Genomic DNA, 21,373 nt, shown 5'->3' on the forward strand with positions numbered 1-21,373 from the left:
GGAGACCAAGGTCCGCGCGTCTACTCGAGCGCCTCGGAGACCTCGAGCCACTCCATCTCCAGCTCGTCCTTCTCCGCCTGCAGCGCGCTGAGCTCGGCGCCGACCCGGGCGAGCAGGTCGTAGTCGGTGAGGTGGGCGGCCATCTCGTCGTGCAGGGCCTTCTCCCGCTCGGCGATCCGCTCGAGCCGCTTGTCGATGCGGGCGAGGGCCTTGCGGGCCGTGCGCTCCTCGGCGCTGCCGGAGCGCGACCTCGCCGCGGCACCGGCCGGGACGTCCGACGAACCACCGGCCGGGGCCGGCGCGGTGGCGGACGCCCGCGCGAGGGCCGCCTCCGAGGTACGACGCGCAGCGCGGCGCTCGAGGTACTCGTCGACCCCGCGCGGCAGCATCGAGATCTTGCCGTCGCCCAGCAGAGCCCAGACCGAGTCGGTGACCCGCTCGAGGAAGTACCGGTCGTGGGAGACGACGACGAGGGTCCCCGGCCAGCCGTCGAGGAAGTCCTCGAGGACGTTGAGGGTCTCGATGTCGAGGTCGTTGGTCGGCTCGTCGAGCAGCAGCACGTTGGGCTCGGTGAGCAGCAGCTTGAGCAGCTGGAAGCGTCGGCGCTCGCCACCGGAGAGGTCGCCGAGCCGGGCGGTCAGCCGGTCGCCGGTGAAGCCGAAGCGCTCCAGCAGCGAGGTGGCCGTCAGCTCCTGCCCGTCGGCCGTGCGGGTCACCCGGCGGATGGACTCGACGGTCGGCAGCACCCGGCCCGCGGGGTCGATGTCATCGAGCGCCTGGGTGAGGTGCTGCATCGAGACCGTGCGGCCGTGCTTGACCTTGCCCACGCGCGGTGCGAGGTCGCCCGACAGCAGGGACAGCACCGAGGTCTTGCCGGCCCCGTTGACCCCGACGATCCCCACCCGGTCCCCGGGACCGAGCCGCCAGGTGGCGTGGTCGAGGAGCTGGCGCTCGCCGCGGAACAGGTCGACGTCCTCGACGTCGATCACGTCCTTGCCGAGGCGCTGGGCGGCGAAGCGCTGCAGCTCCATCCGGTCGCGCGGCGGCGGGACGTCCTCGATCAGCTGGTTGGCGGCGTCGATGCGGAACTTGGGCTTCGCGGTCCGGGCCGGGGCGCCGCGGCGCAGCCAGGCGAGCTCCTTACGCACCAGGTTCTGCCGGCGCACCTCGGAGGCCGCGGCCTGGCGGGAGCGCTCGGCCTTGGCCAGCACGAAGGCGGCGTACCCGCCCTCGTAGCTGTCCACGGCCCCGTCGTGGACCTCCCACGTCGTCTGGCAGACCTCGTCGAGGAACCAGCGGTCGTGGGTGACGACGATGAGGGCGCTCGTGCGGCCGACGAGGTGCTCGGCCAGCCACGCCACCGCCTCGACGTCGAGGTGGTTGGTGGGCTCGTCGAGCACGATCAGGTCGTGGCGCCCGAGCAGGAGTGCGGCCAGGGCGCACCGGCGTCGCTCGCCGCCGGAGAGCCCGAGGACGGCGCGGTCCAGCGAGATGCCCGCGAGCAGCTCCTCGACGACGCCGCGCATCATCGTGTCGGCCGCCCACTCGTGGTCGGAGAGACCGCCGAGCACGGCCTCGCGCACCGAGTGGGTGTCGACGAGCTCGTCGCCCTGGTGCAGGTAGCCGATCTCGACGCCCCGGGTCATCGAGACCCGGCCGGTGTCCGGCTCCTCGAGGCCCGTCATCACCTCGAGCAGGGTGGTCTTGCCGTCGCCGTTGCGGCCGACGATGCCGATGCGCTCCCCCGCCGAGACGCCGAGGGAGACCTCGTCGAGCAGCGGGCGCACGCCGTAGGACTTGGAGACCCGCTCGAGGTTGAGCAGGTTGGCCGGTGCCGCGCTCACGGTGCGTCCACCACCTGCGCGCCGGGTACCGGCCCGGCGGCGACGAGCACCACGGGCTGGCCGGAGCCGCGCAGTGCGCCCGCCAGCGCGTGGGCGGCGGTCGGCGACTCGGCCAGGAAGAGGCAGGTCGGGCCGGAGCCGGAGACCAGGCCGCGGACGGCTCCCTCGGACTCCCCGCGGTCCAGGAGGTCGCCGAGGTCGGGGCGCAGGTCGATCGCGGGCTCCTGGAGATCGTTGTGCAGCGCGGCGCCGAGCCGGTGCGGGTCGTGGGTCGCCAAGGCCGAGATCACCGCGGCGGCGGAGGCAGGCTCGGGGTCGGCCCCCGGGAACATCTCGTCGAAGCGGCGGTAGACGGCCGGGGTCGACAGGCCTCCGGCGGAGGACGGTACGACGACCCACCACCAGGGTCCGCTGTCGGCGATCGGCGTGACCAGCTCGCCCCGGCCGGTGCCGAGGGCGGTGCCGCCGATCAGCGCGAAGGGCACGTCGCTGCCGAGCTCGGCGGCCAGCGCGAGGAGCTCGTCGTCGGGGGTCCCGGCGTCCCACAGCCGGTCCAGGGCGAGCAGGGCGGCGGCCGCGTCGGCCGACCCGCCCGCCATCCCCCCGGCGACGGGGATCTCCTTGTGGACCAGGAAGTCGGCCGTCGGCTCGACCTCGACGCGGGCCGCCATCAGCGCGGTGGCCCGGGCGACGATGTTGTCGGCGCCGACCGGCACGTCGGTCACGTCGACGTACGCCGCTCCGTGGGTGACGACGCGGAACGCCTCGTCCTCGGTGGCGACGAGCTCGTCGTGCAGCCCGATCGCCTGGTAGACGGTCTCGAGCGGGTGGAAGCCGTCCTCGCGGGCGGCGCCCACCCCGAGGTGCAGGTTGATCTTGGCGGAGGCTCGGACGTCGACGCTGCGCGGCAGCCGACGCTCGGGGGTCACCATCCGCGACCGTCGCTGTCGCGGCGGCTCTCGTCCCACGGCATGCCCTCGGCGATCCGTGCGAACTCCTGCACGCCGATGACCTCGCCGCGGGTGGTCGGGTCGACGCCGGCGTGCACGAGCGCCGCCTCGGCCGCCTCGCCCGACCCGGCGAGCGGTCGCAGGGCGGCGCGCAGCTGCTTGCGTCGCTGGGCGAAGGCCGCGTCCACCACCGCGAAGACCTGCTGGCGGGTGGCGGTGGTGACCGGCGGCTCCCGACGGGTCCATGCCACCAGGCCGGAGTCGACGTTGGGCGCGGGCCAGAAGACGTTGCGCCCGATCGTGCCCGCGCGGCGTACGTCGGCGAACCAGGCCGCCTTGACGCTGGGCACGCCGTAGGTCTTGGAGCCGGGGGGTGCGGCGAGCCGGTCGGCGACCTCGGCCTGCACCATCACCAGCCCGCGCTCGAGCGAGGGCAGCAGGGTGAGCATGTGCAGTAGCACCGGCACCGACACGTTGTAGGGCAGGTTGGCGACCAGCGCCGTGGGCGGCGGACCCGGCACGGACTCGACGCGCATCGCGTCGCCCAGCACCACCTCGAAGCGGTCCGCCCGGTCCGGGGCGTGGGTCGCGATGGTCTCGGGCAGCAGGCCGGCCAGCGCCTCGTCGAGCTCGATGGCCACGACGCGACCGGCGACCTCGAGCAGCGCCAGGGTGAGCGAGCCCAGGCCGGGCCCGATCTCGACCACCACGTCGTCGGCCCCGACCTGCGACTCACGCACGATCCGGCGCACCGTGTTGGGGTCGATGACGAAGTTCTGGCCGCGCTGCTTGGTCGGCCGCAGGTCGAGCCGGGCGGCCAGCTGACGCACCTCCGCCGGACCGAGCAGGCTCGGTCCGGCGGAGGGGGTGGTCATGCGTCTCAGGCTAGTGCCCGAGGGATGCACTCACTGGGGCAGGCCCAGCTTGGACGAGCAGGCCGGCCAGGCGCCGTACCCGCCCGAGGCGTCGCGCACCTTGGTCGCGATCGCGATCTGGGTCTCGCGCGAGGCGCTGCTCGGCAGGCCCGAGCCGCCGTACGCCTGCCAGGTGCCGAGGTTGAACTGGAGGCCGCCGTAGTAGCCGTTGCCGGTGTTGATGGCCCAGTTGCCGCCGGACTCGCACTGAGCGAGGGCGTCCCACACCGTGCCGCCCGAGGCGAAGTTGGGCTCGCTGGGCGCCTCCTTGGTGCCGACCTTGACGATCGCGTCGACCGGGGCTCGCTTGACGTCGGAGGAGAGCACCTTGCGGGCCACGAGCTCGTCGTTGCGGAAGCGGAGCTCGTAGGTGACGTCGCGCAGGCCCGGGCGGCCGGCGCGGACGGTCTGCTCCTCGCCCTCCATCATCGAGTCGTCCTCGCGGGTGATGGTGTCGAAGTCGATCGACTGGCCCTTCTCGTTGCGGGTCACGACGCGGATGTCCGTCACGACGACCTTGTCGCCGTCGGAGATCTCCTTGTCGAGGGCCGGCGTGACCTTGTCGCGCTTGCTGACCTTGACGTCCATCGTCGCCAGGACGTCCTCGACGGTCAGGGCCGTGAGCTTCTTGCGCTTGAGCTTGGCGTCCCCGACCTTGACCTCGAGCACCTTGGGCGTGACGACGTCGAGGGTCATGCCGGTGCGGCCGAGCGGGGCGCTGCGGCTGGTGGAGAGGTCGGCGCCCTCGAAGCGTCGGCCGATCTCGCCCAGGGCGCTGGCGACGGTGGTGGAGTTGACCCAGTAGGTCCGCTCCTCGCCGTCGACGCTGAGGGACAGCGGGCGACCGAACTGCACGGAGATGCGCGTGCCGTCCTCGACGGCCTCATCGACCGCGGGCGCGACGAGGTCCTTGTCGGTGACCTCGATGCCCTCGGCGGCAAGGACGTCACCGACGGTGCCACCCATGGAGCTGACCGTCTGGGCCTGCCCGTCGAGGGACAGGGTGACCGACTTGTTGAGGGCCGCGTAGCCGACGGTGGTGCCACCGACCGCGGCGAGGATGACGGCGACGAGGGTCACCAGGAGGGCTTTGGACTTGCTGAGGTGGGCGATGCGTGAACGCACGATGCTCCGAACGTCGAGCTTCCCGGGCCTCGGGCGACAGCGCGTCCGCGTGCAGCCGTGGTCATCTCGGGAACGATCACGTGATGCGAGCGGGGGGTCTCGCGGAGGGGGCTGGCTACCACCTCCCGGCGCTGGCGGATCTTCCCGATCCCGGCCAACAGTCACAAGACGATAACGGCGACCGAACCCCTGTCAAACTCCTCGTGGCCGGTTCGGACGGGGTCGTGACGAGCGTCTCGGAGGGCTCGCGGGGCCTGCTGAGCGTGGAAATCGCCTCTCTCGTCACACGGGTCACACCCGTCACGTCACCAGGTTCCGCCGAATGCCCTCTCGGTGTTGGTGTCGATGGCGTGGCACAGCGCCTCCAGGTCGTCTCCCCGCACCTCGGCCATCGCGCGGACCGTCAGCGGCACGAGGTACGACGCGTTGGGGCGGCCGCGGTACGGCGTCGGGGTCAGGTACGGCGCGTCCGTCTCGACGAGCACCCGGTCGAGCGGGGTGACCGCGAGGGCGTTGCGCAAAGGGGCGGCGTTCTTGAAGGTGACCGTGCCGGCGAAGCTCAGGTGCGCCCCCCGGTCGAGGCACTGCCGGGCGAAGGCGTCGTCGCCGGAGAAGCAGTGCATCACCCAGCGCTCGGGCGCCCCCTCCTCGTCGATCACGCGGAGCACGTCGTCGTGGGCGTCGCGGTCGTGGATGACGAGCGTCTTGTCCAACCTCTTGGCCAGGTCGATGTGCCGGCGGAAGCTCTCCTCCTGGATCCGCATGCCCTCCTCGCCGGTCCCGCTCTGTGCATTTCTGTAGCGGTCCAGGCCCGTCTCGCCGACGGCCCGCACCTTGTCGTGGGCGCCGGCCAGCCGCTCGATCTCGGCCATCGCCGCGTCGAGGTCGTCGACCCGGGGCGCCTCGTTGGGGTGCAGGGCGACCCCGGCGACCAGCTCGGGGTGACGCGCGGCCGCATCGACCGCCCACCGGGCGCCCGGCAGGTCGCAGCCGATCTGCACGATCCGGGCGACGTTGACGTCGCGGGCCAGCGCGATGGCCTCGGACGTCTCGACCCAGTCGCCGTCGGCGATGTCGAGGTGGCAGTGGTTGTCGACCACCGGCAGGGGCAACGGCTCGGGCGCGGCGGGGCGCTCGCGGTCGCGTCGGGACCCCGACGTCTCGTCGGTGGCGGCACGGCTGCGGGTCGGCTGGTCGGGCATGGACCGAGGTTAGCGAGCGCCCTCAGGCGAGGTGGACCGCGGCGTAGACCTCGCGCTTGGGCAGCCCGGCGCGCCGGGCGACGTCGGCGATCGCCTCCTTGCGCGTGGCCCCGGCGGCCTCCTCGTCGGCCACGGCGGCCCGCAGGGAGTCGGGGTCGCTGCCGACCTCGGCGGCCGGCGCGGCGCCCTCGACCACGATGGTGACCTCGCCGCGCACGCCGTCCGCGGCCCAGGAGACGAGGTCGGCCAGCGGACCGCGGCGTACCTCCTCATGGGTCTTGGTCAGCTCGCGGCACACCGCCCCAGGACGGTCGCCGCCCAGGGCCTCGGCCATCGCGGCCAGCGCCGCCTCGGTGCGGTGGGGGGCCTCGAAGAACACCATCGTGCGCTCCTCGCGCGCCAGGTCCGCGAGCCGGCGCGAGCGCTCCCCCGCCTTGCGCGGCAGGAAGCCCTCGAAGCAGAACCGGTCGACCGGGAGCCCGCTCACGGCGAGCGCGGTGAGCACCGCGCTCGGCCCCGGCACGGCGGTGACCCGGACGTCGTGCTCGACGGCCGCGGCGACGAGGCGGTAGCCGGGGTCGCTGACACTGGGCATCCCGGCGTCGGTCACCAGCACGACCCGTTCCCCGGCGAGCAGCGCCTCGAGGAGCAGTGGCGTCCGGGCCGACTCGTTGCCCTCGAAGTAGGACACCACGCGCCCACCCAGGGTGATGCCCAGGTCGCTGGTCAGCCGCTTGAGCCGACGGGTGTCCTCGGCGGCCACCACGTCGGCGCCGGTGAGCTCGGCCGCCAGCCGCGGCGGCGCGTCGCCGTACTGCCCGATCGGCGTCGCGGCCAGCACGAGCACCCCAGGAGCAGTCATGGGGCGAGGGTATCGGTGGGCACTCTCGGTGGGGCAGGCGAACTAGAGTGCCCGCGTGACCGCCCCGCCCACCGTCAGCCTGTCGCGGACGGCCGTCGGCAGCGAGGTGCCGCCCGCCGTCGAGCGGGCCCGGCCCCGCTGGCGCGGCGAGGACCCGGTCATCGGGTGGGCCGGCGCCCTGGTGGTCGCGGGACTGGCGTTCTTCCTCAGGTGGTGGCACCTCGGCACCCCGCACCAGTTCTCCTTCGACGAGACCTACTACGCCAAGGACGCCTGGTCGATGCTGGGCAACGGCTACGTCCGCGAGTACGTCGAGGACGCCGACAAGTCCATCCTCAACGGCCAGCTCGGCGGGTTGTGGGAGTCCGGTCCGTCGATGATCGTCCACCCCGAGGCCGGCAAGTGGCTGATCGCGCTCGGGGAGAAGGCCTTCGGGATGGACCCCTTCGGCTGGCGGATCGCCGCCGCCGTCGTGGGCTCGCTGATGGTGCTGGTGATGTGCCGCTTCGTGCGGCGGGTGACCGGCTCGACCGCGCTCGGGCTGGTGGGCGGGCTCCTGCTGTCCCTGGACGGGTTGCACCTCGTGCTGTCCCGGCTGGCGCTGCTCGACATCTTCCTCGCCTTCTTCATCCTCTGCGGGGTCCACTGTGTCGTCGCGGACCGACAGTGGTTCCGCGAGCGGCTGGCCGCCGGGTCCACGCGGCTGCTCTTCCGGCCCTGGCTGCTGGCCGGCGGGGTGGCCTTCGGGATGGCGGTCGGCACCAAGTGGACCGCCCTCTTCCCGCTGGCGGCCTTCGGGCTGCTGGCCTTCGCGTGGAGCTGGGGCGCCCGCCGGTCCTTCGGCCAGCGCCGCGCCCTGCTGCGGGCGGTGCTGCTCGACGGGGTGCCGGCCTTCCTCCACCTGGTCCTGGTCGCCCTCGTCGTCTACGTCGCGACCTGGACCGGCTGGCTGGTCCACGCCGGGGAGTACGAGAAGGCGCTCAGCAACACCCAGTACACGACCTACGGCGGCGGCGAGCAGTGGCCGACCGCCACCGAGCCCGACGCGGACGGCCTCGGCGAGGTCGTCCAGTCGCTGCGCTCGCTCTGGTACTACCACCACGACGTCTACACGTTCCACGCCCACTTCCTCAACGACAGCGAGCACGTCTACGCCTCCAAGCCGGCCGGCTGGCTGCTGATGAGCCGGCCCGTCGGTGTCGACGCGCAGCTCGACATCAAGCCCGGCTCCCAAGGCTGCGACGCCCCCCGCGGCTCCGACTGCCTGCGCCAGGTGCTGCTGCTGGGCAACCCGCTGGTCTGGTGGGGCGGCGCCCTGGCGCTGCTGCTGGCGGTGGTGCGCTGGGTCGGTGCGCGCGACTGGCGCTTCGGCGTCGCGGTCGTCGGCACCGGGTCGACGTGGCTGCCGTGGCTGATGTACGACGACCGGCCGATCTTCATCTTCTACGCGATCGCCTGCCTGCCCTTCGTCGTCCTCGCGATCGCGCTGGGCCTCGGCACCCTGGTCGGGCGCTCCGACGAGCCGAGCCCGCGCCGGACCGCCGGCGTCGTGGTCGCCGGGTCGTACGTCGTCCTCGTGCTGCTCGCCTTCGCGTGGTTCTGGCCGATCTGGACCGACCAGCTCATCACCCACTCGGAGTGGCTCGACCGCGTCTGGTTCACCCGCTGGATCTGAGGCGCGCTCGCCTGCTGGCGGCCCTGCCGACCCCAGGGTGGCGGCACATCGCAGTGTCCGACTCCAGGGTGGCGGCACATCGCAGGCGGAGCACCGATCCGGGTGCGATCTGCCGCCACTCTGCGACGGGGCCCGCGATCTTCCGCCATCCTGCGGGCCCGCGGACCGAGTCGACGGCAAGTGGCGGCGTACGACAGGCAGTTGCCCTTCGCACTCGTCGTACGCCGCCAGTTGAGCGACGCGGCCCGGGGCAACCCCCAGAGTGGCGGCACATCGCACGCGGATCACCGATCCGGCGCGATCTGCCGCCACCCTGCGACGAGGGCGCGATCTGCCGCCATCCTGCGGGCCCGGGGAAATGACGAACGGCCCGCCGAAGAGGCGGGCCGTTGGTGCTGGGTGGAGGTGAGGGGACTCGAACCCCTGGCCTTCTCGATGCGAACGAGACGCGCTACCAGCTGCGCCACACCCCCAGACGAGACGAAAAGATACACCGGCGGTCCGGAGCGAGCCCAATCAGCCCCCGGGCGAGCCGTCCCGGTCGCCCGCCCGGTCAGCGCAGCAGGACCGACTCGACCTCCTCGAGCGCCTGCCGGGCGTAGCTGCCCCACATCCGGGCGAAGACCGGCATCACCAGCCGTCCCGCCCCGGTCGGGGTCAGGTCCCACGCCCACGTGATGCGCGTCCCGGTGCCGACCGGCTCGAAGGACCACCGCCCGTCGATCGCCGACACCAGCGGCTTCATCGGGCCGTGCACGTCCCCGATCGCGTAGCCGAAGTGGTGCGGGCGCTCGAGGGACGTGAGCGTCTCGCGCATGGTGCCACCGTCGGCCAGCACGATGGTGCGGGTCTGGCCGACCTCGCCCCACGGGCCCACCTGGTCGCGGACCTCGCGGATCGGGGGGATCGCCAGCATCCGGCGCCCGAAGAGCTCGGGCAACGGGTGCGGGAGCAGCCGGTCGAACGCCTCGGTGACCGGGACGGGCACGGCGCGGGACGCCGAGAGGTGCAGGCTCATGCCCGTCACCGTACGGCGGGCGGCCCGGCCCGGGAAGGGCTTCAGGAACCGGTGGCGCGCCGCTCGGTGGCCGCGCGCTCGGCCTTGGCGGACGCCTCGCGCTCCTCGGCCTCGCGGGCCAGCGCGGAGTCGCTCTCGCTGCGGCCCGAGGACCACACGCCGGTGGACTCCAGGTCGATGGTCTGGACCGTACGCCGCGTGGCGGCGGGCTTGGAGACATAGGTCGGCAGCGTCGTGGGCACCATGTCCCAGGACCCGGGGGCCCGCAGCACGGCAGCGACCGGCGCCTCGGAGGCGGCGGGCTCGACCTCGGGCTCCACGGCCCGCTCGACGACCGACTCGACGACGACGTCCATCTCCGCCTCCATGTGGCCGACCGCAGGGGAAGCGGGCTCGGACACGGTGGGAGCGGTGCGGGGGGCGACGGTGGAGACCGGCGCGCGTCGGGCAGCGGCCCGCTCGCCCTTGACCATCAGCCGGCAGGCGACCAGCCAGGCGACCAGCAGCGTGAGCGGCCCGGCGATCCAGGGCCACGCGAGGACCGACGCGACGGCGAGGCCGAGCACGACGACGTTGAGGGCCAGGACCGCGCCGAGCACCCGGCGGCGGCGGCGGGCGGCCTGCTGGGCGGCGACGCGGGACGCGGGGAGCGGGGCGGCGGACGCAGCGGGGGCGGACGATCCGGTCGACACGGCGGCCGACGTCGGCGCGCCCGCGAGCGGCGTACCGGAGGAGGAGGAACGCGTGGAGGCCTTGGTCGAGACCGTGGGGCTCGACGCGGCGCGTCCCGGGGTCACCACCAGGCGGGCCTCGCGGCGGCCGACGGGCTCGCGACGGGCCAGCACCCGCATGGTGTGCGAGAAGCGCTCGACGGAGCGGCTCCGCACCGCCTCGTCATGGTGCTGGAGCGCCTTGGGGATGAGGTAGACGGCCCAGGCCACCGCCAGGGCGACGAAGATCAGTGCGCTCGGGTCCACATGTGGAGGTTAGGTTCGCCAGCACACCATGGGGCGGATGTCTACAGGTGTGTCGCGAAACAACTGGTGTGACTCGTGTGAAACACCCTCACGAGAGCCGTCCCAGCACGGGTCCGGGACACTCCTCGACGGTGACCGCGAAGATCCGGTGGTCGCGCCATGCCCCGTCGATGTGGAGGAAGAACGGGGCGTAGCCGACCTCGCGGATGCCGAGCTTCTCCACGACGCGCAGCGAGTTGGAGTTCTCGGGGCGGATGCAGATCTCGACCCGGTGCAGGCCCACCTCGCCGAAGAGGTGGTCGATGACCATCGCCACGGCCTGAGGCATGACGCCGCGGCCGGCGAACTCGCGACCCAGCCAGTACCCGATGGAGGCGAACTGAGCCGAGCCGCGCACGATGTTGTTGACCGTCACCTGGCCGGCGAACACCCCGTCGACCTCGACGGCGAACGGCATCGCGTGGCCCTGTCGTGCCAGTCGCAGCAGCCGGCGTGCCACCTGCCGGTAGCTGCCCGCCCGCTTGCCGGCACCGGGCGGCATCGTCGCGTCCCACGGTCGCAGCCAGTCGGCGTTACGGCTGCGCAGCTCGCGCCACGCGGAGCTGTCGCCGGTCTCGAGCGGCCGGACCACGACGTCCCCGTGGACGAGCCGCGCCGGCCAGCCCGGGGTCACGGGTGGTCGCTCCCGACGACCTGCTCGGCCGCGTGCCGCAGGACGGGCCCGAGCACGGCGAGGGCGTCGCGCACGCCGCCGCGCGAGCCGGGCAGGTTGACGACCAGGCACTGCCCGGCCACGCCCGCGAGCCCGCGCGAGAGCATCGCGGTCGGGACCCCGGCCTGCAGTCCGTAGGCGCGGATCGCCTCGGCGATGCCGGGGACCTCGCGGTCGAGCAACGGGCGGGTGGCCTCGGGGGTGCGGTCGGTCGGGGTCAGCCCGGTGCCGCCGGTGGTGAGCACCACCCGCGCCCCGGCGTCCACGGCGGCACGGATCGCCTCGCCGACGGGGTCGCCGTCGGGCACCACCGCCGGGGCGTCGCAGGCGAAGCCCTGCTCCACGAGCCAGTCGACGATCACCGGGCCGGTGGCGTCGTCGTACACGCCGGCCGCGGCGCGGTTGGACGCGACGACGACCGCCGCGAGGAGCTGACCGGTCACCGGGCCCAGTCCCCGGACCGGCCGCCGGTCTTGGTCTCGACGCGCACGTCGGTGATGACGGCGCCCTTGTCGACGGCCTTGACCATGTCGATGACCGTGAGCGCGGCGACGGCGACCGCGGTGAGTGCCTCCATCTCGACGCCGGTGCGGTCCGTGGTGGCCACGGTGGCCAGCACCTCGACGGCGTCGTCGGCGACGACCAGGTCCACGGTCACCGACGAGAGGGCCAGCGGGTGGCACAGCGGGATGAGGGAGGGCGTCTGCTTGGCGCCCATGATCCCGGCGAGCCGGGCCACCGCGAGGGTGTCGCCCTTGGGCATCCCCGCCCCGCGGAGCAGCTCGACGACGGCGGGCGACACGAGCACCCGGCCGGACGCGGACGCCGTACGCGCGGTGACGTCCTTGGCGGAGACGTCGACCATGCGGGCGGCGCCGTGCTCGTCGACGTGGGTCAACCGGTCACCGGTGGCCATCAGAACTCCTCGTCCAGCTTGAGCACCTGCACCATGTCGCCGGCGCTGAGGCCGGTCACGTCGGGCGGCACCACGATGAGGGCGTTGGACGTGGCCAGGTCGCCGATCAGGTGAGAGCCGTGACCCCCGACCGGCGCGACGAACGGTCCGCCGCGGTCGGTGTCGTAGGCCCCGCGCACCATCTGCTGCTTGCCCGCGGGCGAGCTGATGGGGTGCGTGAGCCGGGCCCGGGTCACGGGGCGCGAGTAGGGCAGCTTGCCCATCATCCGGCGGATCGCGGGGAGCACGAAGGTCTCGAAGGAGACGTACGCCGACACCGGGTTGCCGGGCAGCGTGAAGATCGGGGTGTCGTCGTCACCGACGGTGCCGAAGCCCTGCGGCTTGCCGGGCTGCATGGCGACCCCGCCGAACCACACCGTGCCGAGGCGTCCGAGCGCGTCCTTGACGACGTCGAAGTCGCCCTGGCTCACTCCCCCGCTGGTCACCACCAGGTCGGCGCGCACCAGCTGGTCGGCGAGCGCGTCGGTGAAGGTCCGCGGGTCGTCGGGGACGATCCCGACCCGGTAGGCGATGGCGCCGGCTGCCCGGGCGGCGGCGGCGAGCATGAAGGAGTTGCCGTCGTAGATCGAGTCGTGGCCCAGCGGGGCGCCCGGCTCGCGCAGCTCGGAGCCGGTGGAGATCACGACCACCCGCGGGCGGGGACGGCACCGGACGGTGGCCCGACCCACCGCCGCGAGCAGCCCGAGGTGGCGGGGCCCCAGGACGGTGCCGTGCTCGATGAGCAGGTCGCCCTCCTCCACGTCGTCGCCACGGGTGCGGATGTGCTGGCCCGCGGCGGGGACCTGGGTGATGCGGACCTGCGCGACGCCGCGGTCGGTCCACTCGTAGGGGACCACGGCGTCGCAGCCGCGGGGCACCGGCGCCCCGGTCATGATCTTGACCGCGGTGCCGGGCGAGAGGGCCATCAGGTCGGCGCGCCCGGCGCCGATCTCGCCCACCACCGGCAGGTGCACCGGCTGGTCGGGCGAGGCGGTGAGGACGTCGTCACGTACGACGGCGTAGCCGTCCATGGACGAGTTGTCGAAGCTCGGCAGCGAGATAGGAGCGTGCACGTCCTCGGCGACGGCGAGCCCGAGCGCGTCCATCAGCGGCTGCGGGAAGTCCGCGAGGGGGGCGACCGAGGCCACGATCCGCTCGACGAGGTCGGGGACCGGCAGCAGGTCAGCCATCGGCGGGTCCGTCGCCCTGCAGCACCGTGCCGGGCGCGACCCGCTGCGCGGACGGCGACTCGAGGGCGACCTCGCCCACCACCCGCACGCCGCGGCCGAAGGTGAAGTCACCGTCGACGGTGAGCGAGTCGGCCTCCCGCAGGGAGGGGGCGCCCTCGGGGAAGCGCTTGTCGAAGTCGCCGACCAGCTTGTAGAACTCGCCGTCCAGCTCGATGTAGGGCACCTCGTCCGAGGCCTGGTCGAGCACGAAGTCACGGCCCAGGTCGTAGATGTCCGAGCGCAGCACGAGCAGGTCGTTGGTCGTCTTGACCGGCACGAAGCGGTTGCGGCCGACCTCGATGGTGCGCGCGCCCTCGAAGACCTCGATCGCGGCACCCATGGCGGTCTCGATCTGGATCACCTCGGGCGTCGACGGGTCCCCGGGGTCGAGGTGCTTGACGTTGCGGATCAGCGGCAGGCCCAGCACCCCCTGCCGGGCGTCGAGCGCGTCGCTCATCGCCTGGAGGTCGAACCACAGGTTGTTGGTGGAGGTGAACCGGTGCACCTCGAGGTCGGCGAGCGCCTCGAGGTCCTCGGGCAGCGTCTGGGCGGACTCGCGCAGCACGATGCGGCCGTCCTGCTTGCGCCGGGCGAAGTGCCCGCCCTTGCGGTCGGAGGCGGTACGCCGCACGGCCTCGATCGCGAACGGCGCACCGCTCGCGGCGAACCAGCCGGCCACGCGGGCGTCCGGCACGGCACCGAGGTTGTCGGAGTTGGAGACGAAGGCGTAGCGGTAGCCCGCCTCGATCAGTCGTCCCAGCAGCCCGGACCCGCGCAGCGCGGTGTAGAGGTCGCCGTGGCCCGGCGGGCACCACTCGAGGTCGGGGTCCTTGGGGTGGGAGGCCGGCAGCAGGCCCTTGGCCAGCAGCTTCGGCTCCTTGTTCTGGAGGAACTCCAGGGGCAGCCCGTCGACCGGGAGGTCGTCGTAACGGGCCAGCGCGGCCATCGTGTCGGCCGAGGTGCGGAACGAGTTCATGAACAGCAGCGGCAGCGTCGCGTCGTACTGCGAGCGCAGGTGCAGCACCTGGCGGGCGATGATGTCGAGGAAGCTCAGCCCGCGTCGCACGCACAGCAGCGACTTGGCGCGGTCCATCCCCATCGAGGTGCCGAGGCCGCCGTTGAGCTTGATCACGGCGGTGTGCCGGATCGCCTCGGTGGCGACGTCGTCGCTCACCTCCACGTCCGCGAGCGACTCCATCTCGTGGGGCTCGATCGTCGACTCCGGGATCATCCCCGTCTCGCCGTGCTCGAGCAGCCGGTAGTAGTGCGCGAAGGTGTCGACCGCGACCGGGTCGACACCCGCCTGCTGCATCTTGGCGCGTGCGAGCTCGAGGCCTTTGCTACCCATGACTCGATCGTAGGCTCATCTCGTGCCGAAACCACCCGAGCCCCCGTCCGAGGGCCTCGCACCGGCTCCCGCCGACGCCAAGGCCGCCCTGCGCCGGCGGCTGCTCGCGGCCCGGCGGCGGCGACCGCTGGCCGGGCTGGTCGCGGACGCCGAGGCGATCGCGGGGCACGCGCTGGCCTGGGATGCCGTACGCCGCGCGGGCACCGTCGCGGCGTACGTCTCGGTCGGCTCCGAGCCGGGGACCGGGCTGCTCCTCGACGCCCTGCGCGGCGCCGGACACCGCGTCCTGCTGCCGGTCGTGCTGGCGGACCGGGACCTGGACTGGGCGGAGTACACCGGTCCGGGGTCGCTGGCCCCGGCCCGGCTCGGGCTGCTCGAGCCGACCGGTCCGCTGCTCGGCGTCGACGCGGTGCTGGACGCCGACGTGCTGCTGGTGCCGGGGCTGGCGGTGTCGCCGGCCGGCGCCCGGCTCGGCCGGGGCGGCGGGTCCTACGACCGGGTGCTCGGGCGCGTCGCCGGTCGGCCGACCGCGGTGCTGCTGCACGACGACGAGGTCGGGCTCGACGTGCCGACCGAGCCCCACGACCGGCCGGTGACCCACGCGATCACGCCGGGCGCGGTCCGCACCCTCGGCTGAGGTGCTGGACCGGCGCGGACGCTCAGTCGTCCGCGGGGGCCGGCACGAGGGTCATCGTGTCCTCGGCGGCCGCCTCGACCGCCTCGCGGGAGAAGGCCCAGGGGAGGTACTCCCCGTCGACCCACAGCTCGGTCTGGTCGGCGTAGTGCGACGAGGCGGGGTGGCCGGACACCCCGGTGAGGTTGATCCAGCGGGAGCGGTCCAGGTCGGCCAGCGAGACCACCATCCGCATCGAGGGCGCGGACGTCACCTCGTAGCCCTCGGTGGCGTCCCACGCGGTCGCGTCGACGATGCTCGAGCCGCCGCCGACCTCGCGGTCGTCGCGGTTGAGCAGCCGCTCGACCGGCGCGATGCCGGACTCCCCCAGGGTCGAGCTGTGCAGGTCGAGCTGGTGCAGGTGCCCCCACGTCCACTCGTCCGGGTCGAGCGCCTGCCGACGGGTCATCTCGTCACGGGCGTCCATCATCGCCTGCCGCAGCACGTCGTCGCGGGTCTCCGTGCCGTCGGTCTCGACGTCGTCCCACCACGGCCCGGCCGGGTCGGCCAGCAGCTGCTCGACCACGCCGAACCAGCGGTCGCCGCCGTCGGGCCACACGTCCTCACGCAGCTCGTCGTGGAACGTGAGCCGGAGCAGGTTGCTCCACACGACGTTGTAGTAGGCCGCCGCCGCGCTGTCGGCGGGCTGGGTGAAGTCCCAGTCGGACAGCAGCCGCTGGCCGTCGCGGTAGTAGTCGCTGGGCAGGTCCTGGACGTCGAGCAGGTAGGGCACCAGGGTCGCGGCCATCGGGTTGGTGGTGTCGAGCTGGAGCCTGGCCATCTCGTCGACGGACAGCTCCCCCTCCTCCTCCAGCACCTGGCGGATGCGCGTCGAGCGGTAGCCGCGGTCCCAGTCGTCGGTGAGGAAGTAGGGGTAGTCGGGCCCCACCACGGCCTGGTTGGCCGTGACGACGAACCCCTCCTCGGGGTCGAGCACGCTCGGCAGGCCGTCGAACGGGACGACGTCGCCGGTCCAGTCGTTGGCCGAGACCCAGCCCTCGGCGGGCATCCGGCCGTCGTTGCCGGACTTGCGGATGGGGATCTGCCCGGGCGCCTGGTAGCCGATGTGGCCCTCGCGGTCGGCGTACACGAGGTTCTGCGCGGGCACGGCGAAGTCGGCGGCGGCCGCACGGAACTCGTCCCAGTCGCCCGCCCGGTTCAGGGCGAGGATCGCGTCGGCGGTGGTGCCCGGCTCGAGCGCGGTCCACGCCAGCGCGACGCCGTAGCCGTTGCCGCGACCGGTCAGGTCCGGCTCGTCGGTGGGGGCGTTGGCCCCCACCGAGCTGAACTCCTGCGACACGTCGCTGATGAGGGGGCCGTGGGCGGTCTCGCGGATCTGCAGCTCGAAGTCGTCCTCGCCGCGGACCTTGATCGTCTCGGTGCGCAGCTCGAGCGGCCTGGCCTCGCCGTCCTGCATCCAGCTCTCGCCCTCGATCTTCTCGAGGTAGAGGTCGGTGACGTCCGGTCCGAGGTTGGTGAAGCCCCAGGCGATGTCGGCGTTGTGGCCGATGATCACACCGGGCACGCCGGAGAAGGTGAAGCCCGACGTGTCCAGGGTGCAGTCGGGCGACACGGTGCGGCAGTGCAGGCCCATCTGCAGCCAGATGCCGGGCATGCTCACGCCGAGGTGCGGGTCGTTGGCCAGCAGGGGCGCGCCGGTGGCGCTGTGGTCGCCGTCGACGACCCAGGAGTTGGAGCCGATGCCGTCGCCGCGGCCCATCAGGTCGGGGATCCCGGCCACGGCGTCCCGGACCCCCTCGAGGGCGTCCACCATCTCGGAGGAGTACGCCGGGCGGCGGGGGTTGCGGGTCGCGTTGCCGGAGGCGTTCTGCTCGAAGACGCCGTCGACGACGCCCCCGCTGCCGACGATCGGCGGGTGCTCGTCGAAGGGGTAGTCGGGGTAGAGCTGGGCGACCTCGTCGGGGGTGTGGTCGAGGCTGGCCACGACCCGGTCGACCTCGTCGGTCATGTTGCCGCGCAGGTCCCACGCCATCGCCTTGAGCCAGGCCAGCGAGTCGACCGGGGTCCACGGCTCGGGCTCGTAGGACAGCCCGGTCGCGGCGAGCAGCGTGTACTCGACGGCGATCTCGGTGGTGCCGTGCGTCTCGAGGTAGGCGTTGACCCCCTCGGCGTACGCCGTGAGCGCCGCGCGGGTCTCGGTGTCCAGGATCGCCAGCTCCTGCTCGGCGACCCGGCGCCAGCCCATGGTGCGGATCATCTTGTCGGTCTCGAGGCCGTCGGACCCGAAGAGCTCGGAGAGCCGGCCGCTGGTGACGTGGCGGCGCACGTCCATCTCGAAGAACCGCTCCTGCGCGTGCACGTAGCCCTGGGCGCGCAGCAGGTCGGCATCGGTGTCGGCGTAGACCTGCGGGATGCCCTGCGCGTCGCGCACGACCTCCACCTCACCGGCCAGTCCCGGCACGTCGACCTCGCCGTCGGTGTCGGGGAGCGGACGGAGGACGAAGCCGACCGAGACCACGAGGAGGAGCACCAGCAGGGCTGCCAGCGTGACCACGGCGTAGGCGGACCACCGCACGCCGCGTGGCGCCGAGGTGAACATCTGCCACCACGAGGGGTCGGTGTCGGGGGCTGCAGGCTGCTCGCTCATCGTGCAGGCATTGTGCCGTACGCTGGAGCCACCACTGGCAGTCGATGCCACCGAGTGCCAGCGTGTCCCGCAGCAGCGCGACGTCGCCGGTCCGAACCACTGCATCCCCTGAGTCACGAAGGTCCCCGATGCCCACCTACCAGTACCTCTGCACCGAGTGCGGTCACGCGTTCGAGCAGTTCCAGAGCTTCAGCGACGACGCCCTGACGCACTGCCCGCAGTGCGACGGCCGGCTCCGCAAGGTCTTCAACGCCGTCGGCGTCGTCTTCAAGGGCTCCGGCTTCTACCGCACCGACAGCCGCTCCGGGTCGACGTCGGGTGCCGCGGCGTCCTCCTCGGGCTCCTCGTCGTCCGGCTCGTCCACGTCCTCGGACTCGGGGTCCTCGTCGTCCGGCTCGTCCTCGTCGGGGTCCTCCTCCGGCTCGTCCTCGTCGGGGTCGGGCCCGTCGTCGTCCACAGGGTCCTCCTCGAGCTGACTCCTCCCCAGCTCGACCGGCGATCCACCGTCGGGGTCCGCGTCGCCGCCTAGCGTCGCCGCATGGCAACCCTCGACGACGTACGCCGCCGCTGGCGCACCCTGCGCCGACGGGTGCTGGCGCGCCGCCGGCCGCTCGCCGCGCTGTGCGCCGCCGTCGCGGTGCTGGTCGGGCTGCGGGTCGGCGCTCCTCCGCCGCTCCCGCGCGTGGAGGTGCCCGTGGCGGCGCGTGACCTGGCCGCGGGCTCGGTGGTGGCCCCCGGCGACCTGACGACGGTGGCCTTCGCCGTCGGGACCGCTCCCGAGCGGCTCGCCGAGGACCCGGTGGGGCGGGTCCTGGCCGCCCCCGTGGCTGCCGGGGAGGCGGTCACCGACGTCCGACTGGTGGGTGCCGGCCTGGCCTCGGCGCACCCGGACCTGACCGTGATGCCGGTGCGCCTGCCCGACGCCGGGGTGGTCGCGCTGCTCCGGCCGGGCGACCGGATCGACCTGACGTCCGCCGACCCGGGCTCCGGCGAGGCCACGCCGGTGGCCCACGACGTGCTGGTGCTGGCGGTGCCGGCCGTCGACGGCGCCGCGGACGCGTCGAGCGGCACCGCTGGCGACGCGGCTCCACCGGGGCGGCTCGTGGTGCTGGGGATCAGCCCGTCGGCCGCCCCGGACGTGGGCCTCGCCGCCGTCACGCAGTTCCTGGTGGTGACGTTCTCGCGCTAGCGTCCTGCGTGTCCTGACACCCACCGACTCCGGCCTCGGGGTCACGCAAGGAGCCCCCCATGAGCGGTTTCAAGAACTTCCTGCTTCGCGGCAACCTCATCGAGCTGGCCGTCGCGTTCATCATGGCGGCGTCCTTCGCAGCCGTCGTCACCGCCTTCACGGCATGGCTCACTTCGCTGATCCCGTCCACCGACGACCTCTTCGACGGCACCGAGCTGGGCGACCTGGGCTTCTTCATCAACGCGCTGATCGCGTTCGCGATCCTGGCGGCGGTCGTCTACTTCTTCGTGGTGCTGCCGTACACCAAGGCCAAGGAGCGCTACTTCCCCTCCGAGGACACCGGCACCCCGGCCGACGTGGCCCTGCTGGAGGAGATCCGCGACCTGCTGCGGGCACGCAACGGCCAGGTCTGACCGCCCACGGCGGCTCGACGACCGGCACCCAACGGCTCGCCCCACCCGGGGCGGTCCGTTCGTGCGTCCGGGCCGGACCGCGTCAGCCGTGGTGCGGGGGCACCTGGTCGCGGTACCAGTCGTCACCCTTGCCCGACGCGTCGTCGCTCGTCTGCTCCGGGAGCACGTCACCGAACACGGCGGCGAGTCGCTTGCGGCGTACCCACTCGGGCTCGGTCGGCTCCGGGCCCGACTCCTGCGTGCCGGGGTCGCTCACGCGCACACGCCCGGGATGGGCTCCGCCTCGTCGGTCGCGGTGTCGCTCGGGGACTCCGGCGTCGACGCGGTCTCGGAGGGCGAGGCGGTCTCCGACGGGGACGTCGTCTCGGAGGGGGACGCGGACCCGGACGGCGAGGGGGAGGCGGAGCCGCCGCCCTGCGCCTCGCTCGAGGTCGACGGCGGCTCGGCGGAGACGGCCCCGTTGAGGACCGAGGGGGGCAGCGGCTTGTCCTCGTTGATCAGCTTCCAGAGCGTGTCGGCCTCCGGCGTCCAGAAGACGCTGCCGCGGAACTCGGAGTCCATCGGGAAGTACTCCGTCGGGACGGTCACGAACTTCACGTTGTCCAGGCCGATGTTCTGCAGCTGCAGTGCGATCTTGCCGATGCGGGTCACCGAGCCGAGGTCCTCGTCGGTGCGCAGGGACCTGGTCGCGGCGTCGAGGAAGTTGACGACCTTGTCGAGGCGGGTCAGCGTGCCGGCGGACTTCACCTCGCGGATCAGCGCGCCGATGAACTCCTGCTGCCGGCGGATGCGGGAGATGTCGTTCTGCTGGATCAGCTCTCCGACGTAGCGGGCACGGACGTAGTCGAGGGCCTGGTCCCCGCTCAGCACCGAGGGGTCCCCCGCGGGGACGAAGATCTGGTGCTTGCGGTCGACGATGTCCTCGGGGACACAGACCGGCACCCCGCCGACGGCGTCCACCATCTCGCCGAACCCGTTGAAGTCGACGACGACGTAGTGGTCGAGGCGGATCCCGGTCGTCTGCTCGAACTGGTCGGCCGTGCAGATCTCGCCGCCGACGTTGAAGGCAGCGTTCCACTTCACCTCGGTCGCGGCGGAGCTCCCCCCGCATTCGGGGCGGTCGACGATGGAGTCGCGCGGGATCGACACGGCGTACGCGCGGGAGCGGTCGGCGGAGAGGTGGACGAGGATGGTGGTGTCGGATCCGCCACCGGTCTCCTGGTCGATGTCGTTGTCCTCGCCGGAGCGGGTGTCGTCGCCCATCACCAGGATGTTGAGCGGCTCGCCGTTGCCCCGGTAGACCTTCTCGGGGCGCCCCTCGCCGAGTGCCTCGAACGACCCGGTCTCGATGTTGCCGTTGAGGTGGCGGTAGAAGAAGACGACGCTGAGGGCGGTGACGAGGGCGAGCACGAGGGCGCTGACCGCGACGACCCGACCGACCGTGTGCTTGCGCTTGACCTTGCCCTTGCGCTTGGGCGCGTGGGTCTCGGTCTCGGCGCCGTGGGCTCCTGACACTGTTGGTTCCACACCTTCGTCGGTGGGGTTCCTCAGCGGCACCCCGGGTCAACGTCGCAACCTACGCGACACCGGCAAATTGTCACCGTAGTCGTCAACAGCACAAATTCGCCGTCACGGGCTCGTGACAGGATGGCGCGGCCCACCAGTTCTCGGCCCCAGGG

At 72.9% G+C, this 21,373-nt stretch carries 21 protein-coding genes, 1 tRNA gene and 1 pseudogene; 5 read left to right on the forward strand and 18 right to left on the reverse strand.

What is annotated here, in order from left to right:
• Positions 1-20: 20 nt before the first annotated feature.
• From ASG94_RS06420 to rsmI, 6 genes are all read right to left on the reverse strand, one after another.
• Entirely contained in the window at positions 21-1,844 is a 1,824-nt protein-coding gene (locus tag ASG94_RS06420; RefSeq protein WP_056925498.1) for an ABC-F family ATP-binding cassette domain-containing protein, read from the reverse strand.
• Positions 1,841-2,776: a 4-(cytidine 5'-diphospho)-2-C-methyl-D-erythritol kinase gene (locus ASG94_RS06425; protein WP_056925499.1), complete on the reverse strand. Its 936-nt coding sequence runs from the start codon at positions 2,774-2,776 to the stop codon at positions 1,841-1,843. Before ASG94_RS06425 ends, ASG94_RS06420 begins: the two co-directional genes overlap by 4 nt.
• Positions 2,770-3,669 carry a 16S rRNA (adenine(1518)-N(6)/adenine(1519)-N(6))-dimethyltransferase RsmA gene (gene rsmA, locus ASG94_RS06430; protein WP_082623970.1) on the reverse strand — a complete coding sequence of 300 codons (900 nt, stop codon included), beginning with the start codon at positions 3,667-3,669 and terminating at the stop codon, positions 2,770-2,772. The genes ASG94_RS06425 and rsmA overlap by 7 nt, the downstream gene beginning before the upstream one ends.
• A gap of 30 nt (positions 3,670-3,699) precedes the next feature.
• Positions 3,700-4,833, reverse strand: coding sequence for a transglycosylase family protein (locus tag ASG94_RS22350; protein ID WP_327152771.1), 1,134 nt, complete (start codon positions 4,831-4,833; stop codon positions 3,700-3,702).
• Positions 4,834-5,138: 305 nt separating this feature from the next.
• The gene (locus ASG94_RS06440) at positions 5,139-6,035 is read right to left on the reverse strand and encodes a TatD family hydrolase (RefSeq protein WP_056925501.1); all 897 of its coding nucleotides are present in this window, start codon (positions 6,033-6,035) and stop codon (positions 5,139-5,141) included.
• A gap of 22 nt (positions 6,036-6,057) precedes the next feature.
• Positions 6,058-6,897, reverse strand: a complete 840-nt coding sequence (gene rsmI / locus ASG94_RS06445) for a 16S rRNA (cytidine(1402)-2'-O)-methyltransferase (RefSeq protein ID WP_056925502.1) — start codon at positions 6,895-6,897, stop codon at positions 6,058-6,060.
• 55 nt (positions 6,898-6,952) lie between these two features.
• On the opposite strand from rsmI, the gene ASG94_RS06450 reads away from it, so the two are divergent.
• A complete protein-coding gene (locus ASG94_RS06450; RefSeq protein ID WP_082623971.1) occupies positions 6,953-8,572 on the forward strand; it encodes a dolichyl-phosphate-mannose--protein mannosyltransferase in 1,620 nt (539 codons plus the stop codon).
• A 400-nt stretch (positions 8,573-8,972) separates the two neighbouring features.
• Here ASG94_RS06450 and ASG94_RS06455 read toward each other — a convergent pair.
• The 8 genes from ASG94_RS06455 to ASG94_RS06490 all read right to left on the reverse strand — a co-directional run bounded on the left by ASG94_RS06455 (position 8,973) and on the right by ASG94_RS06490 (position 14,811).
• Positions 8,973-9,045: transfer RNA gene (locus tag ASG94_RS06455), tRNA-Ala, on the reverse strand.
• 80 nt (positions 9,046-9,125) lie between these two features.
• A complete protein-coding gene (locus ASG94_RS06460; RefSeq protein WP_056925503.1) occupies positions 9,126-9,590 on the reverse strand; it encodes an SRPBCC family protein in 465 nt (154 codons plus the stop codon).
• A 41-nt stretch (positions 9,591-9,631) separates the two neighbouring features.
• Entirely contained in the window at positions 9,632-10,567 is a 936-nt protein-coding gene (sepX, locus tag ASG94_RS06465; RefSeq protein WP_056925504.1) for a divisome protein SepX/GlpR, read from the reverse strand.
• An 88-nt stretch (positions 10,568-10,655) separates the two neighbouring features.
• Positions 10,656-11,240 (reverse strand): GNAT family N-acetyltransferase, encoded by a 585-nt coding sequence (locus ASG94_RS06470; protein ID WP_056925505.1) that lies wholly within the window; start codon positions 11,238-11,240, stop codon positions 10,656-10,658.
• Positions 11,237-11,722 carry a MogA/MoaB family molybdenum cofactor biosynthesis protein gene (locus ASG94_RS06475; protein ID WP_056925506.1) on the reverse strand — a complete coding sequence of 162 codons (486 nt, stop codon included), beginning with the start codon at positions 11,720-11,722 and terminating at the stop codon, positions 11,237-11,239. Before ASG94_RS06475 ends, ASG94_RS06470 begins: the two co-directional genes overlap by 4 nt.
• Positions 11,719-12,195: a cyclic pyranopterin monophosphate synthase MoaC gene (gene moaC, locus ASG94_RS06480; RefSeq protein ID WP_056925507.1), complete on the reverse strand. Its 477-nt coding sequence runs from the start codon at positions 12,193-12,195 to the stop codon at positions 11,719-11,721. Before moaC ends, ASG94_RS06475 begins: the two co-directional genes overlap by 4 nt.
• Complete coding sequence (gene glp / locus ASG94_RS06485; protein ID WP_056925508.1) at positions 12,195-13,424, reverse strand: molybdotransferase-like divisome protein Glp; 1,230 nt, start codon at positions 13,422-13,424, stop codon at positions 12,195-12,197. The genes moaC and glp overlap by 1 nt, the downstream gene beginning before the upstream one ends.
• A complete protein-coding gene (locus ASG94_RS06490; protein ID WP_056925509.1) occupies positions 13,417-14,811 on the reverse strand; it encodes a UTP--glucose-1-phosphate uridylyltransferase in 1,395 nt (464 codons plus the stop codon). Before ASG94_RS06490 ends, glp begins: the two co-directional genes overlap by 8 nt.
• Positions 14,812-14,833: 22 nt before the next feature.
• Here ASG94_RS06490 and ASG94_RS06495 point away from each other — a divergent pair, with 22 nt between their 5' ends.
• The gene (locus tag ASG94_RS06495; protein WP_156411440.1) at positions 14,834-15,448 is read left to right on the forward strand and encodes a 5-formyltetrahydrofolate cyclo-ligase; all 615 of its coding nucleotides are present in this window, start codon (positions 14,834-14,836) and stop codon (positions 15,446-15,448) included.
• 22 nt (positions 15,449-15,470) lie between these two features.
• On the opposite strand, the gene ASG94_RS06500 is transcribed toward ASG94_RS06495, so the two are convergent.
• Positions 15,471-18,092, reverse strand: coding sequence for a penicillin acylase family protein (locus ASG94_RS06500; protein WP_200958026.1), 2,622 nt, complete (start codon positions 18,090-18,092; stop codon positions 15,471-15,473).
• 128 nt (positions 18,093-18,220) lie between these two features.
• On the opposite strand from ASG94_RS06500, the pseudogene ASG94_RS22355 reads away from it, so the two are divergent.
• Positions 18,221-18,361 (forward strand): annotated as a pseudogene (locus ASG94_RS22355) (FmdB family zinc ribbon protein); the annotation flags it as partial.
• 14 nt (positions 18,362-18,375) lie between these two features.
• On the opposite strand, the gene ASG94_RS22360 reads toward ASG94_RS22355, so the two are convergent.
• Positions 18,376-18,549, reverse strand: coding sequence for a hypothetical protein (locus ASG94_RS22360; protein WP_235537230.1), 174 nt, complete (start codon positions 18,547-18,549; stop codon positions 18,376-18,378).
• 81 nt (positions 18,550-18,630) lie between these two features.
• On the opposite strand from ASG94_RS22360, the gene ASG94_RS06505 reads away from it, so the two are divergent.
• Positions 18,631-19,281 (forward strand): SAF domain-containing protein, encoded by a 651-nt coding sequence (locus tag ASG94_RS06505; protein WP_056925510.1) that lies wholly within the window; start codon positions 18,631-18,633, stop codon positions 19,279-19,281.
• 59 nt (positions 19,282-19,340) lie between these two features.
• A complete protein-coding gene (locus ASG94_RS06510) occupies positions 19,341-19,694 on the forward strand; it encodes an MscL family protein (protein ID WP_056925511.1) in 354 nt (117 codons plus the stop codon).
• A gap of 82 nt (positions 19,695-19,776) precedes the next feature.
• On the opposite strand, the gene ASG94_RS22140 is transcribed toward ASG94_RS06510, so the two are convergent.
• Together ASG94_RS22140 and ASG94_RS06520 are read right to left on the reverse strand one after the other, a co-directional pair.
• Positions 19,777-19,950, reverse strand: coding sequence for a hypothetical protein (locus ASG94_RS22140; RefSeq protein ID WP_200958027.1), 174 nt, complete (start codon positions 19,948-19,950; stop codon positions 19,777-19,779).
• Positions 19,947-21,209 (reverse strand): LCP family protein, encoded by a 1,263-nt coding sequence (locus tag ASG94_RS06520; protein WP_056925513.1) that lies wholly within the window; start codon positions 21,207-21,209, stop codon positions 19,947-19,949. The genes ASG94_RS22140 and ASG94_RS06520 overlap by 4 nt, the downstream gene beginning before the upstream one ends.
• Between the last annotated feature and the right edge of the window lie 164 nt (positions 21,210-21,373).

This window comes from Nocardioides sp. Soil805 (genome assembly GCF_001429625.1).
Lineage (GTDB): Bacteria > Actinomycetota > Actinomycetes > Propionibacteriales > Nocardioidaceae > Nocardioides.

What these genes read in the sequence shown, in the direction of transcription:
- ASG94_RS06425 (WP_056925499.1), bottom strand. Translation starts at nt 2,776, where the DNA reads ATGGTGACCCCCGAGCGTCGGCTGCCGCGCAGCGTCGACGTCCGAGCC.
- rsmA (WP_082623970.1), bottom strand. Translation starts at nt 3,669, where the DNA reads ATGACCACCCCCTCCGCCGGACCGAGCCTGCTCGGTCCGGCGGAGGTG.
- ASG94_RS06440 (WP_056925501.1), bottom strand. Translation starts at nt 6,035, where the DNA reads ATGCCCGACCAGCCGACCCGCAGCCGTGCCGCCACCGACGAGACGTCG.
- rsmI (WP_056925502.1), bottom strand. Translation starts at nt 6,897, where the DNA reads ATGACTGCTCCTGGGGTGCTCGTGCTGGCCGCGACGCCGATCGGGCAG.
- ASG94_RS06460 (WP_056925503.1), bottom strand. Translation starts at nt 9,590, where the DNA reads ATGAGCCTGCACCTCTCGGCGTCCCGCGCCGTGCCCGTCCCGGTCACC.
- moaC (WP_056925507.1), bottom strand. Translation starts at nt 12,195, where the DNA reads ATGGCCACCGGTGACCGGTTGACCCACGTCGACGAGCACGGCGCCGCC.
- glp (WP_056925508.1), bottom strand. Translation starts at nt 13,424, where the DNA reads ATGGCTGACCTGCTGCCGGTCCCCGACCTCGTCGAGCGGATCGTGGCC.
- ASG94_RS06490 (WP_056925509.1), bottom strand. Translation starts at nt 14,811, where the DNA reads ATGGGTAGCAAAGGCCTCGAGCTCGCACGCGCCAAGATGCAGCAGGCG.
- ASG94_RS06500 (WP_200958026.1), bottom strand. Translation starts at nt 18,092, where the DNA reads ATGAGCGAGCAGCCTGCAGCCCCCGACACCGACCCCTCGTGGTGGCAG.
- ASG94_RS06505 (WP_056925510.1), top strand. Translation starts at nt 18,631, where the DNA reads ATGGCAACCCTCGACGACGTACGCCGCCGCTGGCGCACCCTGCGCCGA.
- ASG94_RS06510 (WP_056925511.1), top strand. Translation starts at nt 19,341, where the DNA reads ATGAGCGGTTTCAAGAACTTCCTGCTTCGCGGCAACCTCATCGAGCTG.